We start from the raw sequence: 15,056 nt of genomic DNA on the forward strand, positions 1-15,056 counted from the left end.
AAGAATCTGAAATCCTAATATATTGGTATTTTACAGGAAGAGGACGGGGGAAGAAAAACAGATGCGTTGAGTGTTTGTGTTGCTTTCAGGTGAACATAAGTATTTGAATGTTTCAGAATACTTTACTGGTGATTTACAGAAAATAGTCTTAAATCAAAGAATGTTAAAACGATTTAAAAACCTGGAAAATGAACTTGGAAAAGAAACTTTTCGAACTTATTTTCCGTTTGTATAAATCAAATTTTAACCTTATTATTTTAATTAGTAATAAGTGGTGAATAAATTACGATGAAATTGTAATGTGATTTTGTGTAAAATTATATTAAAAATTCATTAATACTTTTGTTTGTATAATAATTTGATTTACAAGTATGATATGTAGTATTTGTCATCAAAGTCAAATATTCGGGAAATTTTGCACATAAAAATACACTTAAAATTTGCAAATAAAACTAATAAATGTTATATTGCGAATGCACTTCAGATCTTGCCGATGCAGGATGTGATGTATATTAAATGTTATTTTTACTCATAGTGTCGTATAATATGTTAATAATGTGAAAACAGATTGAAAAGAGGTATAGGAAACGTATGCGCGAATAAATTCGTAATTAGTTGAGTGATTGGAATTGATATTATTATAAATGTATTACTTTTGTATGCAGATAAAAGTTTGTCAAAGATGGTGTATCTTTTTTAATTATTTTAAAAAGAACCCATGGGTTGATAAAACAGTTTGAATATAATTATCAGATAAAAAAATGAAATGTAGTTTTGCCGATCGAGATGTTTTGCTTGAGCCCTTTCGTAACATAATCAGGAAGCGTTATGAAAACTTTGTGTTGCGTGAGATTGGTTTTACCGAAGGAAAACGGAAATTGGCGGATACATTTAATTCATATCTGTATTATGGTTTGCATCGGACAGAAGGGGGATGGGTTTTTCGGGAATGGGCTCCGCACGCGACTGCTCTTTATCTGATCGGAGATTTTACGGATTGGCAGAAGAAAGAAGAATTTCGTTTGTATCCTGTCGGAAATGGAAATTGGGAGATTGCGTTGGTTGACGGGCAGCTCCGGCATGGCATGAAATACCGTTTGTGGGTAGAGTGGGACGGAGGATATGGGGAACGTTTGCCGAGTCATACAACCCGGGCTGTGCAGGACGAACAGACTAAGATTTTTTCGGCAGAGGTATGGTATCCTGAACATGTGTATGAATGGCAGAATGACTTTTCGAAAAAGTTGAAAAATCCATTGATCTATGAGGCTCATGTCGGAATGAGTACTGAAAAGCCGGGTGTTTCCACCTTTGAAGAATTCCGGGATGAAGTGCTGCCCCGGGTGGCCGGTTTGGGATATAATGCTATACAATTGATGGCTGTTCAGGAGCATCCCTATTACGGTTCTTTTGGTTATCAGGTGGCCAATTTTTTTGCGGTGAGTTCGCGTTTCGGAACACCGGAGGATTTAAAGCGGTTGATCGATGATGCACATGGCCGGGGAATAGCCGTGATTATGGATATTGTCCATTCTCATGCCGTAAAAAATGAGATGGAAGGATTGAGTCGTTTTGACGGAGCATATGATCTGTATTTCCATTCCGGGGAACAGGGTGAACATAAGCTTTGGAATTCGCGTTGTTTTGATTATGGGAAAAATGAAGTGTTGAATTTCCTGTTATCGAATTGTAAATATTGGCAGGAGGAATACCGTTTCGACGGATTCCGTTTCGACGGTATAACCAGTATGTTGTATTGGGATCATGGGTTAGGCCGGGATTTTACGGAGTATAAATATTATTATGACGGGAATCAGGATGAGGATGCGATTATTTACCTGACAATGGCCAACCGGCTGATACATCAGATCAACAAGAATGCTGTTACGATTGCGGAGGATATGAGCGGGATGCCGGGATTGGCAGCCCCGATCGAGGAGGAGGGGATCGGGTTTGATTTCCGGATGAGCATGGGAGTCCCGGATTACTGGATAAAATTGATTGAGGATAAGAAGGATGAAGAGTGGCATGTGGGGGATTTGTTTTATCAGATGACGAATAAACGGGCGGACGAGCATACGGTCAGTTATGCCGAGAGCCACGATCAGGCGATGGTTGGAGATAAAACGATTTTGTTCCGTTTACTGGATAAGGAAATCTATTCTTCGATGAATGTGTTTCAGCGGAATATGGTAGTCGACCGGGGAATGGCTTTGCATAAAATGATCCGTTTGCTGACGATTACAACCGCCGGAGACGGTTATCTGAATTTTATGGGCAATGAATGGGGACATCCGGAATGGATTGATTTTCCCCGGGAAGGGAATGGCTGGAGCTATGAACATGCACGCCGGTTATGGCATCTGGTCGATGATGACAATTTGCGTTACCGTTATCTGAATGCTTTCGATAAGGCCATGTTGAAGTTGGTGAAAAAGGAGAAAATATTCCGGTATCGTCCGGAACCGATGGTGAGGGATAATGAGAGGCAAATTCTGATTTTTTCCAGAGGAAGTCTGGTACTGGCCTTTAATTTCAATCCGACCCGGTCTTTTTCCGATTACCGTTTCGGGACACAGCCGGGGAAATACGTGGATGTACTGGATACTGACGATACGTTATTCGACGGATTCGGCCGGATCGATAAGAAAACAGCACATTTTACATTGTATGATGAGAGTGACGGAAATCAGATGAGCATATACTTACCGGCCCGTTCGGCTTTGGTATTGAAATTACAGGATTAATAACCGAGATCAAAATAAATTAAAAGATATCATTTCATTATGGCCTATTTAAAATTTAACAAAGATGAATTGGTGAATCTGGAATATTCACTGAAGCGTGAGGTTCTCGCAACAAACCGGGCGGGTGGCTATATGTCCTCCACGATTATTTGCTGTAATACCCGAAAATATCATGGATTGTTGATTGTACCTATCGAGGAGTTCAACAATGAGAACCACGTGTTATTGTCTTCCCTGGATGAAACTGTGATACAACACGGACAGGCTTTTAATCTCGGTATTCATAAATATCCGGGTAATTATGAGCCCAGGGGACATAAATATATTGTTGATTTTGAATATGAGCCGGTATATACTCTGACATACAGGGTCGGCGGTGTGGTTTTGAAGAAAGAGATTGTACTGGTGCATAATGAAGATCAGGTCGTTATCCGTTATACATTGGTGGATGCCCATTCGGAAACCTTACTTCGTCTGAAGCCGTTCCTGGCATATCGCAATGTGAATAGCCTGTGTAAGGCCAATATGATGGCCAATACGAAATATGAGTTGGTAGAAAACGGCATCCGTTCTAAATTATATAACGGTTTCCCTTACCTGCATATGCAGTTGAGCAAGGGGAATGAGTTTGTTGCGACCCCGGATTGGTATAAGAATATCGAGTATATGGAAGAAGAAAACCGGGGATATGACTTCCGGGAAGATTTATTTGTACCGGGCTATTTTGAAGTACCGATCAAGAAGGGGGAAAGTATTATTTTCTCGGCTTCCACCGTACCTGCAGCAACGGGCAGGCTGAAGAGCAAATTTCAGAAGCTGGTTGATGCCCGTGCTCCCCGAAACAGTTTTGTGAATTGTTTGAAATATTCAGCTTCCCAGTTTGTCGTAAAAGAGGGGAAAGATACGGAGATTATCGCCGGTTATCCGTGGTTCGGAGCCTGGGGACGGGATACATTTATCGCTTTGCCGGGCGTAACATTGTCTGCTGCCGGGGATACCAGGACGTGTAAAGACGTACTCGATACCATGTCGCGTCAGTTGTGCAACGGATTGTTCCCGAATGTCGGAAAAGGCAAGAATGCCGCCTACAATTCCGTAGATGCTCCGATGTGGTATTTTAAGGCATTGCAGGAATACGGCGAGGCAATCGGTGATACGGCATTGATTTGGAAAAATTACGGTTCCAGGATGAAATCTATCCTGACGGCCTATCGTGCAGGAGTCAATGCTTATGTGCAGATGCATGAGAACGGTTTGATATGGGCGGATGAGCCCGGTAAAGCATTGACCTGGATGGATGCCATCGTAAATGGACGTCCGGTAACTCCGAGAGGCGGTTATCAGGTTGAGATCAATGCTTTGTGGTATAATGCCGTTTGCTATACCTTAAAATTGGCACAAGAGGCCGGAGACACGAAATTTGTGAATGCCTGGGAACAGATGCCCGAGCGTATAAAAGACAGTTTCCTGAAAATATTCTGGAACGAAGAAAAAGAGTATCTGGCTGATTATGTAAGCCAGGAGGGACAAAATATATTCGTACGTCCGAATCAGGTCATTGCCTGTTCGTTGGAATATTCCATGCTGACTGATGAAATGAAGCGGAAGATTCTGGACGTTGTAAAGAGAGAGTTGTTGACCCCGAGGGGTTTACGTACTTTGTCGCCGAAAAATCCCAATTACAAGGGATTGTATGGCGGAAGCCAGCCCGATCGGGACGAAGCTTATCATCAGGGAACGGTATGGCCTTGGTTGACGGGACCGTATATTGAGGCTAATTTCAGGCTGTATGGCACGTCTTTTGCATCTAAGGCGAAAGAATTGCTTGCCGGCTTTGAGGAAGACATGACTCTGTACGGTGTATGTTCCGTGTCGGAAGTATATGACGGTAATCCTCCTTATGCACCTAACGGTTGCATCTCGCAGGCCTGGAGTGTTGGGGAAATTCTCAGAGGACTGGCGTTGATCCATAAGTTTGAGAAGGGCGCTTCGAAGGGAAAGAAGAAATAAAGGTTGTTAATTATCAGAAATCAGGAATATATGAAAACAAGAGTTTTAATGTTCGGTTGGGAGTTCCCGCCTCATATTGCCGGGGGATTGGGAACTGCCTGTTTGGGATTGACGAAAGGGCTTGCCAAGCAGGGTGTTGAGGTTTTGTTTGTGATGCCGAAAGCCAGTGGGGATGAGGATCAGAGCGCCGCCAGAATTATCAATGCAAGTGATGTAGAAGCTTTGTTCGACGTTGTCGATATCGAGGAATACTGGAAGAATATCAATTTTATGGAGATCGGGTCGAACCTGATTCCATACATGGATCCGGAACGTTTTGAGAGAGAAGTGAACGAGCAGTTGAAAACCGGTCATCAGGAAAATCGTATCGGTTTTAAGAATAAGTATACATTTTCGGGTAAATATGGGGCAAACCTGATGGAAGAAGTCGCCCGTTATGCTATTGTGGCTGCGACTATCGCCCGTCAGCAGCAGTTTGATGTTATACATGCTCACGACTGGCTGACTTATGCAGCCGGAATTGCTGCTAAGAAAGTATCCGGAAAACCTTTGGTGATTCATGTGCATGCTACCGAATTCGACCGTAGCGGAGAAAACGTGAATCAGTTGGTGTTTGATCTGGAACGTCAGGGTATGCTTGCAGCCGATCGGGTGATTACAGTAAGTAACCTGACCCGTAATATTGTTGTCAATCGTTATGGAATAGATCCGGCAAAAGTGGTGACTGTACATAACGCTGTTGATTTTCAGTCGTATAAAGATATGAATGTGGAACGCGGAGTGAAGGAAAAAGTCGTTACCTTCCTCGGACGTATCACATATCAGAAAGGACCGGAGTATTTTATCGAAGCTGCCCACAAAGTACTGAAGGCATATCCGGATGTACGTTTTGTAATGGCGGGAAGCGGGGATTTGATGAATCGTTCCATCCGAAGGGTCGCTAAATTGAGAATGGCTACTCATTTTCATTTTACGGGATTTCTCCGGGGACAGGATGTACAGAAAATGTTTGCTCAGAGTGACGTATATGTTATGCCCTCTGTTTCCGAACCGTTCGGAATATCTCCGCTGGAAGCTATGCGTTCCGGAGTGCCGACCATTATTTCCAAACAATCCGGAGTAGCGGAAGTGTTGAAACATGCTTTGAAAGTCGATTTCTGGGATGTGGACGCATTGGCAGATGCTATTTACGGTTTGCTGAAATATCCGGCATTATCGCAAATGTCAGGAAGATGCGGTTTGGAAGAAGTAAATACGCTGAAATGGGAAAATGCAGCTTATTTATTGAAGCAAATATACGAAGACGTAAAGAAATAAAACAACAGGGAGACAGGCTTTTATCACGGGGGAACCAATACGAAATAAACAATAAATTGATAATATTATGGATAAGAAGACATTATGCTTGTACTTTCAGGTTCATCAGCCGGTACGCTTAAAAAAATATCACTTTTTTGATATCGGTAAGAGTCATGAATATTATGATGACTTCGCCAATCGGACTATTACCCAAAAAGTAGCTAAACGCTGTTATTTACCGGCTAATAGGATGATGCTGGATCTGATAAAAAAATATGGAAAAAATTTTAAGGTTACTTTTTCCATATCCGGTTTGGCAATCGAACAATTCGAGAAATACGCGCCGGAAGTGATCGATAGTTTTAAGGCATTGGCAAAAACCGGATGTGTAGAATTTCTGGCCGAAACTTATTCACATTCTCTGGCAAGTTTAGTGGATGAGAAAGAATTCAAATTGCAGGTAAAGATGCATGCCGACCTGATTAAAAAACTGTTCGGTTATACCCCTGTGACCTTCCGGAATACGGAGTTGGTATATTCGGACAAGATCGGAGAAATGGTAGCGCATATGGGATATACGACGATGTTGACCGAAGGAGCCAAACATATTCTCGGTTGGAAGAGTCCTAATTATGTCTATACGAATGCCTTGAATCCTAAATTGAAATTATTGTTGAAAAATTTCCGGTTGAGCGATGATATAGCATTTCGTTTTTCTGATAAATCCTGGAGTGAATGGCCTTTGAGTGCTGATAAATATACCGGTTGGCTGAGTGAGGCTGTAAAGGATGACGATGTTGTCAATCTGTTTATGGATTATGAGACTTTGGGCGAACATCAGAGTTCTGATACCGGAATTTTCGATTTTATATATAATTTGCCGGAACAGGTATTATCGACCGGTTCATTCGAATTTCTAACACCCCGTGAAGTGGTTGCCAAACATTTACCGGTGGCTCCTTTGCACGTTCCTTTTGCAATTTCCTGGGCGGATGAAGAACGGGATCTGACAGCTTGGCTGGGAAATGAATTACAGATGGAAGCTTTTGAAGAATTGTACAAAATACGTCATAAGGTAGAAGCGTTGAAAGATCCGGTTTTGAACGACGATTACAAGTGCCTGCAAGCCAGCGATCATTTTTACTATATGTGTACCAAACTGTTTGCCGACGGAATTGTGCATCAGTACTTTACGCCTTACGATTCACCTTATGAGGCATTTATCAATTACATGAATGTATTGAGTGATTTTATTGCCCGGGTTGATGAGGAAGACGAGAAGAAGGGGAAACCGGCAAAGGCGGTAGCTAAAAAAGTGGCAGAGCCGCAGGCTGCCAAAGTGACGAAGAAAGCGGCAACTGTAAAAAAAGAGGAAGGAAAAACAACCCGGAAAACGACGGGTAAAAAAGTAGAATCTGAAGTAAAAAAGACGAAGAAAAAGTGAGAATGAGTTGAAGGGAGATATAGGGGAAGCCAGGGAATGAGAAGGCTGTAAGGCCGCTTATTCCTTGGCTTCTATTTTTAAGCTTCCTTTTCAGTCGTGATTTGTGGTTCAAAAATTATTTTTTTATACCTTTGCGCTCACTTGAAGTAAAATATAATATTATGGATAACAATAAATTAAAGAATCCTGCCTATTTGTTTGAGGTAAGTTGGGAAGTTTGTAATAAGGTCGGAGGAATACATACCGTGATTTCGACGAAAGCATTGAATATGGTGAAAGAATACAGCAACAGCCATATTTTAATCGGTCCGGATGTGTGGAGATATACGGAACAGAATCCGGAATTTATCGATGATCCCCGTTTGTTCAGATCCTGGCGGCTTAGAGCGGCCCAGGAGGGGTTGCGTATCAAGGTGGGACGCTGGAATGTGGCCGGCCAACCGATCGTGATTTTGGTTGATTTTACGACTTTTATTACACAAAAAGATGCGATATTTTCTTCTTTCTGGGAAAAATATAAGTTGGACTCCATCAGCGGACAGTGGGATTATATCGAACCGGCACTTTTCGGGTATGCTTCGGGAAAAGTGATTGAAAGTTTTGTACGTTTCAATACGACGATGCGGCAGCGGATTATTGCGCAGTTCCACGAATGGATGACAGGAACCGGTTTGTTGTATCTGAAATATGCCATGCCGCAAGTGGGTTGTGTGTTTACAACTCATGCTACAGTATTGGGACGTTGTGTGGCGGGAAATAACTTGCCGTTGTACAGTGAGATGAAAAATTACGTGCCGGAAGAACTGGCCAGACGCTTTAATGTCGTGTCCAAACAGTCGTTGGAAAAAACCGCTGCCCAAAATGCGGATTGTTTTACGACTGTAAGTGAAATTACGGCGACGGAATGTGCTTATTTTCTGGATAAAGAGGTAGATATTGTTACTCCGAACGGATTTGAAAACGTATTTACCCCGAAAGATTCTGAATTTGAGAAGAAAAGAGAAGCCGGCCGGGAAAAATTTTTGCAGGTGGCCCAAGCCATATTGGGGCGTCCGGTGGCGGACAATGCCTTGATTGTCGGAATCAGCGGCCGGTATGAGTTTAAAAATAAGGGAATAGATGTATTTATCGAAGCCTTGGGGCGTTTGAACCGGAAGCACGGGACAAGCCGGGAAGTCTTGGCATTTGTATTGGTGCCTGCCGGACAAAACGGTCCGAATAAGGACTTGCAGCACAATATGGAAACTCCGAATTCACCGGTAAATGTAGGCGATCCTTATCTTACGCATTACCTCACCGATCCGATGCACGATCCTGTGCTGAACAATATCCGGATGCAGAAATTGTATAACGGGGAAGGAGATATGGTGAAAGTATTCTTTGTGCCGAGTTATCTGAACGGAGACGACGGTATTTTCAATATGCCTTATTACGATTTGCTGATTGGAATGGATTTGACGATATTCCCTTCTTATTATGAACCGTGGGGATATACTCCGCTTGAGAGCCTTGCCTTTAAAGTGCCGACGATTACGACGACTTTGGCCGGTTTCGGTTTGTGGGTAAAAGAACATTACAATATGGATCATCCCGGGATAGACGTTATTCACCGGGAAGACGGAAACAGCGATACCGTTATCGATGCAATTGCAGAACGGATTAAATCATATAGCCTGCAAAGTGGTCAGGAGGTATTGAATAATAAGGAGAATGCAAAGGATGTTTCGCGGATTGCTTTGTGGGATAACCTGATCATATATTATAAAAAAGCGTATGAGATTGCCTTGAATCGTGTAAACGACCGGTTGAAAGATATGCCGGCTACGGTCAATGAGCAGGTTTCTTATATAGAAAAACAACTTTCGGTAAATACCCCGCATTGGGTGAGTGTGATGATTCATCGCTCGATACCCGAAAAACTGATAGCTCTCGAGGAACTGGCGAAAAATCTTTGGTGGTGCTGGAATGATGAAGCCCGGGAACTCTTCCGGAGTATCGATATCGACCAGTGGCGGGCTTGCGGTCACAATCCGATTGCTTTGCTGGATAAGATTTCGTTGAGCCGTTACAAAGAATTGGAAAATGACCCGGTATTTGTGGGTAAATTACAGACGGTGTACGAGCATTTTAAGGCGTATATGGCTGCTAAAGAGAATATGAGCGGGGCCGGAGTCGCATACTTCAGTATGGAATACGGTTTGCATACTTCCCTTAAGATTTATTCAGGAGGGCTTGGAATCCTGGCCGGTGACTATCTGAAAGAAGCCAGTGATAAAGGCACTAAAATTACGGCTGTCGGCCTGTTGTACCGATACGGTTATTTTACCCAGAAATTATCGGCAATGGGGGATCAGGAAGCCGAATACGAGGCGCAGGATTTTATGAAGATTGCCGTAACGCCGGTGCGGGATAAAGACGGAAATTGGTTGACCGTCAGCCTGGTATTTCCGGGACGTAACGTATATGCCCGGATGTGGCGGGTAGATGTGGGCCGGATTGAGCTTTATCTGTTGGATACCGATTTTGAGGATAATTTACAGGAAGACCGTTCCATTACACACCATTTGTACGGCGGAGATTGGGAAAACCGTCTGAAACAGGAGTTATTGCTGGGATGCGGTGGTATTCAGGCATTGCGTAAACTGGGTATTGAAGCTTCGACTTATCATTGCAATGAAGGACATGCGGCTTTTACCGGACTCGAACGCTTGAAAGAGTATATTACGGAACAGAATCTGTCGTTTGCAGAAGCCATGGAGGTTGTCCGTTCGTCTTCTTTGTTTACGACCCATACGCCTGTGCCTGCCGGACACGATGCTTTTTCTGAAAACATGTTGCGTACTTACATTTCCCATTATGCCGATCGATTGAAAATCAGTTGGGAGCAGTTGTTGGGACTGGGTAAGATCAATGTAGCCGATCCGAACGAGAAGTTTTCGATGAGCTTCCTGGCGGCCAACTTGTCGCAGGAAGTAAACGGCGTAAGCTGGTTGCACGGTGAGGTAAGCCGGGATATTTTCAAAGGCTTGTGGCCCGGTTATTTCCCGGAAGAATTGCACATTAGCTATGTAACCAACGGAGTACACTATCCGACATGGACGGCTCCGGAATGGAAGAAGATCGAATCCCGTATATTCGGAGAGGCTTTCCAGACACACCATTACGATAAGAGTTGCTTTGAGGAAATCTATAAAGTGCCCGACGAAACGGTATTCCAGGTGCGTAACAGTTTGCGCAAGCGTCTGATCGACCATATCAAGCATATGCTGACCAATGGCGTGGCAGCTTCTTATTTTACACCGCGTCAGGTGATCGAGATTCACGATACATTGCGTGACGATATCCTTACAATCGGTTTTGCCCGTCGCTTTGCTACCTATAAACGGGCTCATCTGTTGTTCCGGAATCTGGACCGCCTGGATGAGATCGTGAATAATCCGAAACATCCGGTACAGTTTATATTTGCCGGTAAAGCGCATCCGGCCGATAAAGCAGGACAGGATCTGATAAAACGGATTGTGGAAATCTCCAAACATCCGAAATTCATCGGTAAAGTGTTGTTTTTGCCGAATTACGATATGGATTTAGCGAAGAATCTGGTACAAGGGGTGGATGTATGGATGAATACGCCTACCCGTCCCCAGGAAGCTTCCGGTACCAGTGGGGAAAAAGCCGCCATGAACGGCGTTATGCATTTCAGTGTACTCGACGGCTGGTGGGTAGAAGGGTATCGTCCGGATGCCGGATGGATGTTGCCGATGGAGCGGACGTATGAAAACCAGGCTTATCAGGATGAACTCGATTCTGAAATGATATATAACATCATCGACGACGATATCGCTCCTTTGTTCTACGATAAGAATGCAGCCGGCATGTCACCGCGCTGGATCAGCTACATCAAAAATACGATCGCTAAAGTGGCTTCTAATTTTACCACAAACCGGATGCTGATCGACTACGAAAATCAATACTATATTCCGATGTCCGAACGGTATCATCAGATGATTGCCGATAATTTCGCCATGGCTACGGACATTGCAACCTGGAAGAAAAAAGTCAGTCAGGAGTGGGATAACATTGAAATTGTAAGCCTCGATATCCCGAGCCGTTCCAAGCAGATTATCGCTCTCGGAAAATCGTATTGGGGGAAAGTGACGTTGGAAATCGGAGATCTTTCCATGGAAGATGTAGGTGTGGAACTGGTAGCTGCCGAACAACATAACGACAAGCTGGTGATTCGCGAGAAACACGATTTTACACCGGTATCCCAGGAGGATGGAAAAGCTGTTTATCATATCGATGTGACAGCCGATGCTCCGGGAGTACTCAATCTGGCATTGCGTATTTATCCGAAAAATCCGTTACTGCCTCACCGTCAGGATTTCGCCTTAGTAAAATGGCTGTAATCCGGTGCAGATACAATAATAAAGCAGTTTAATCAAGCCTGCTTTTCACATTAAAACGAGATCCCTGAAAAGGGACCTCGTTTTTATTTTTTCCATAAAACAAAAAATTACCGGCAAAGTTCAGCATGACATTTTTATGTGTATCACTGAATGGAATATTTACCAATGTATAGTTATTTGATTATAATTGTATAAATAAAGTTATTGGAGTATATGTATTTTAGTTTATATTTGTAAAATTAAGGAATCTCCTAATCCCAAATATGTAACAAAATGTGTGGTGGAGTAAAGTATTTTGGGATTGTCTGTCTGTTTGTTTTGGTGAGTATCTCCTGTATATATATCAGGTCTTTACCCGTGAACCCAAACCGAAAGATAATTTCCTGCGTGTTGTAATACCTCAGATTGAGCGTTATACTCGTAATGACGGCAGGGAAGTATATCGTTTCGATACCTCATGGTGGTCGGGAAGTTATACCGTTGGAGTACAATTATATCCTAATATAGCTTATGCTTCTGTAAGTTATAGTCAGCCTTATAGAGCCCATATCGAGCGTGGTTGTGTGTACGGGGCAGCTAAATGGAATGGGAAATGGAGAGCTGCCAGAATTTATACAGGAGATTAAATATATGATCACTATGAAAATAATTATTATGTTTTTGGTATTAATTCCTGTTATTGCTTTTTCTCAGGAGACTGTTACCCCATTTGAGTTTGAAGTAGCTATAGGACCGAATTGGGGAATACAGAAACAAAAGGGAGAAGATGTGCGGACAGGATTAAATGTATTTATGGAAATGCGTTATAATTACAAGGTATGTTTTGATTTCGGAATGCAATTTTTTGTCGGTGCTTACGAACGGTTGAATAATAATGATAATTCGGAGACAATATATCGGAATGTTATTATCCAACCGGTTGCCGATTATAATTTCCGACAAGGTAAGAAAGTCAATCCCTTTGTCGGTTTGGGAATCGGTTTAGCAGCGATAGATATTGATAACGATAGAGTTGTTGAGAAGTCGTATTGTGTAAATCCCCGTATCGGAGCAGAGTTTTTTCATCATGCCCGGGTTACATTTGAATATCGTTTGTTAAGGACTGATTATAGTTTTTGGGGATGTTCCATTGGTATTGTTTTCGGAGGAGGTAATAAAAAGCAAAATTAGGATTCCAATTGCTTTTGTAAATTATGGATAGTTTTTGAGGAACATATATTTGAACTGAATTAAGAGAGTTTCTGATGATAAGTATGTTTTTATTTACATTATGGTTTCGGTTGGAAATAAAGAAATACGTAAAAGTATCAGTCTATCTTTTTAATTGAAGGTGATAAAATTTTTAATTAAACTGTAGTTTATAGAGCTGTTTTAAATCAAAAAGAGATCGGGAAGTTTTGTTTTTCGATCTCTTTTTTCGTTTGAATAAAATATTCTATATTTTGGAAATAACAGGATGTGTTAAACAGAGATGAAGATTTGGAAGCATAAAGATTTAAGGGGAATTGTGGGGATAATTTCAAATCGTCGATCCGAAACCTACAATCTTGAATTTATTTGGCGCGGTAGCGGTTGGCTTGGAGGATGGCCAGGACTTTATCCCGTAAGGCTCCCTGGATGATGATGATTCCGTCTTTGATGCTGCCGCCTACTCCGCATTTGTTTTTCAGTAGTTTGGCGAGTTCTTTCAGGTCATTCTCCGTACCCACAAACCCTTGAACCAGTGTGACAACTTTGCCGGCCCGTTGTTTGGTGTCCAGTGTTACCCGTAAATTTTGCTTTTCCGGACTCAGGGTTTCCTGTGCTTCTTCCTGATTGTATTCGTAGTTGAAATCGGGATTGGTCGAATATACGATATTGATTCTGTCTTTTTTATTTGCCATGGTTTTCCGTGTTGTTTTGTTTATTCCTGAAATGGTTTTGCCGGTTTTGTCGATGGGATTGTCCGGCATGGATTTTCATAAATAACGATACGGCAAATGTACGATTTTATCTGAGGATTTTATTTTTTAAATTTTGTTTTCTGTCTTCCGGTTTTCCTTTTCGGGCGTTTTATATTTTAAAATTGCTTTTGTCGGGCAGCCGTTTTTATTTATTCCGGTTGGAAGATAACAATCAGAATATCCGGAGAATTAAAAATAGGGAATAAGACCGGAAATGCGGTTGGAATGCACAATTAAAAATCAGAACGGTTTTGTGATTCTTCCGGAAGCGTAAATCAAAGAGGATAAATTAAAAATAAATTTACGGAAGACTTGTAAGGTTAAAAATACCACTTATTTTTGTAAGTCTGAACAACTGTATATAGACGATAAAAACTATAACCGATAGAAAACTATGAATAAAATTTTGAAAAAAAGACATTTTTCTGACCGGGTCATACAACTGGAAGTGGAGGCTCCGTTGATTGCCAAGGCCCGTAAGCCGGGAAATTTTGTAATTGTGAGGGTCGGAGAACGGGGCGAACGTGTTCCTTTGACGATTTCAGAGGCGGATACCGTGCGCGGAAGTATCACTTTGGTTATTCAAAAGATGGGGGTTTCTTCGACAAAATTATGTGATCTGAACGAGGGGGATTATATTACGGATTTGGTCGGCCCGCTGGGTAAAGCGACTCATATCGAGAAGGTCGGAACAGTGCTTGCTTGTGGCGGAGGTGTCGGTGTTGCTCCTTTACTGCCTATTGTTCAGGGATTTAAAGAAGCCGGGAATCGGGTGGTTTCGGTTATTGCGGCCCGCAATAAAGATTTGGTTATACTGGAAGATGAGATCAGACGGTATTCGGATGAGGTAATTGTGATGACGGATGACGGTAGCTACGGCCGGAAAGGATTGGTTACGGAAGGCATGGAGGAAGTGATCCAAAGGGAAAAAGTGGATTTGGCCGTGACGATCGGACCGGCAGTTATGATGAAATTTTGTGCCTTACTGACAAAGAAGTATGATATTCCGACAATTGCGAGTCTGAATGCTATTATGGTGGATGGTACGGGGATGTGCGGTGCCTGTCGGGTAACTGTCGGCGGAAAAACGAAATTTACTTGTGTCGATGGCCCTGAATTTGATGCGCACCAGATCGATTTCGATGAGATGATGTCGAGATTGGGAGGATATAAGAATATAGAGACTGAAAAAATGAAACATATATAA

9 protein-coding genes are annotated in these 15,056 nt (G+C 42.4%); 8 read left to right on the top strand and 1 reads right to left on the bottom strand.

The annotated features are described in order from the left end of the window. The first annotated feature begins 761 nt into the window (after window positions 1-761). The 7 genes from BN8908_RS02095 to BN8908_RS02120 all read left to right on the top strand — a co-directional run bounded on the left by BN8908_RS02095 (window position 762) and on the right by BN8908_RS02120 (window position 13,076). Window positions 762-2,747 carry an alpha amylase C-terminal domain-containing protein gene (locus tag BN8908_RS02095; RefSeq protein WP_068688702.1) on the top strand — a complete coding sequence of 662 codons (1,986 nt, stop codon included), beginning with the start codon at window positions 762-764 and terminating at the stop codon, window positions 2,745-2,747. Window positions 2,748-2,786: 39 nt separating this feature from the next. Further along, complete coding sequence (locus tag BN8908_RS02100; RefSeq protein WP_068688703.1) at window positions 2,787-4,757, top strand: amylo-alpha-1,6-glucosidase; 1,971 nt, start codon at window positions 2,787-2,789, stop codon at window positions 4,755-4,757. 30 nt (window positions 4,758-4,787) lie between these two features. After that, window positions 4,788-6,074 carry a glycosyltransferase family 4 protein gene (locus BN8908_RS02105; protein WP_068688704.1) on the top strand — a complete coding sequence of 429 codons (1,287 nt, stop codon included), beginning with the start codon at window positions 4,788-4,790 and terminating at the stop codon, window positions 6,072-6,074. A 67-nt stretch (window positions 6,075-6,141) separates the two neighbouring features. Next, on the top strand, window positions 6,142-7,500 hold the full coding sequence (locus tag BN8908_RS02110) for a glycoside hydrolase family 57 protein (RefSeq protein WP_021987171.1): 1,359 nt from the start codon (window positions 6,142-6,144) through the stop codon (window positions 7,498-7,500). Window positions 7,501-7,661: 161 nt separating this feature from the next. Then, on the top strand, window positions 7,662-11,906 hold the full coding sequence (gene glgP / locus BN8908_RS02115) for an alpha-glucan family phosphorylase (RefSeq protein ID WP_021987170.1): 4,245 nt from the start codon (window positions 7,662-7,664) through the stop codon (window positions 11,904-11,906). A 275-nt stretch (window positions 11,907-12,181) separates the two neighbouring features. Beyond that, a complete protein-coding gene (locus tag BN8908_RS18400) occupies window positions 12,182-12,532 on the top strand; it encodes a hypothetical protein (RefSeq protein ID WP_148453131.1) in 351 nt (116 codons plus the stop codon). Window positions 12,533-12,545: 13 nt separating this feature from the next. Next, window positions 12,546-13,076, top strand: coding sequence for an outer membrane beta-barrel protein (locus BN8908_RS02120; protein ID WP_161945846.1), 531 nt, complete (start codon window positions 12,546-12,548; stop codon window positions 13,074-13,076). Window positions 13,077-13,459: 383 nt separating this feature from the next. On the opposite strand, the gene BN8908_RS02125 is transcribed toward BN8908_RS02120, so the two are convergent. Continuing rightward, entirely contained in the window at window positions 13,460-13,789 is a 330-nt protein-coding gene (locus tag BN8908_RS02125; protein WP_068692049.1) for a translation initiation factor, read from the bottom strand. A 454-nt stretch (window positions 13,790-14,243) separates the two neighbouring features. Here BN8908_RS02125 and BN8908_RS02130 point away from each other — a divergent pair, with 454 nt between their 5' ends. After that, window positions 14,244-15,056 (top strand): sulfide/dihydroorotate dehydrogenase-like FAD/NAD-binding protein, encoded by an 813-nt coding sequence (locus tag BN8908_RS02130; RefSeq protein ID WP_021987168.1) that lies wholly within the window; start codon window positions 14,244-14,246, stop codon window positions 15,054-15,056.

This window comes from Culturomica massiliensis, assembly GCF_900091655.1.
Taxonomy (GTDB): Bacteria; Bacteroidota; Bacteroidia; order Bacteroidales; family Marinifilaceae; genus Culturomica; species Culturomica massiliensis.

Bases quoted from the DNA above. Each gene is read 5' to 3' on its own strand.
- BN8908_RS02095 (WP_068688702.1), top strand. From the start codon at position 762: ATGAAATGTAGTTTTGCCGATCGAGATGTTTTGCTTGAGCCCTTTCGT.
- BN8908_RS02100 (WP_068688703.1), top strand. From the start codon at position 2,787: ATGGCCTATTTAAAATTTAACAAAGATGAATTGGTGAATCTGGAATAT.
- BN8908_RS02105 (WP_068688704.1), top strand. From the start codon at position 4,788: ATGAAAACAAGAGTTTTAATGTTCGGTTGGGAGTTCCCGCCTCATATT.
- BN8908_RS02110 (WP_021987171.1), top strand. From the start codon at position 6,142: ATGGATAAGAAGACATTATGCTTGTACTTTCAGGTTCATCAGCCGGTA.
- glgP (WP_021987170.1), top strand. From the start codon at position 7,662: ATGGATAACAATAAATTAAAGAATCCTGCCTATTTGTTTGAGGTAAGT.
- BN8908_RS02120 (WP_161945846.1), top strand. From the start codon at position 12,546: ATGAAAATAATTATTATGTTTTTGGTATTAATTCCTGTTATTGCTTTT.
- BN8908_RS02125 (WP_068692049.1), bottom strand. From the start codon at position 13,789: ATGGCAAATAAAAAAGACAGAATCAATATCGTATATTCGACCAATCCC.
- BN8908_RS02130 (WP_021987168.1), top strand. From the start codon at position 14,244: ATGAATAAAATTTTGAAAAAAAGACATTTTTCTGACCGGGTCATACAA.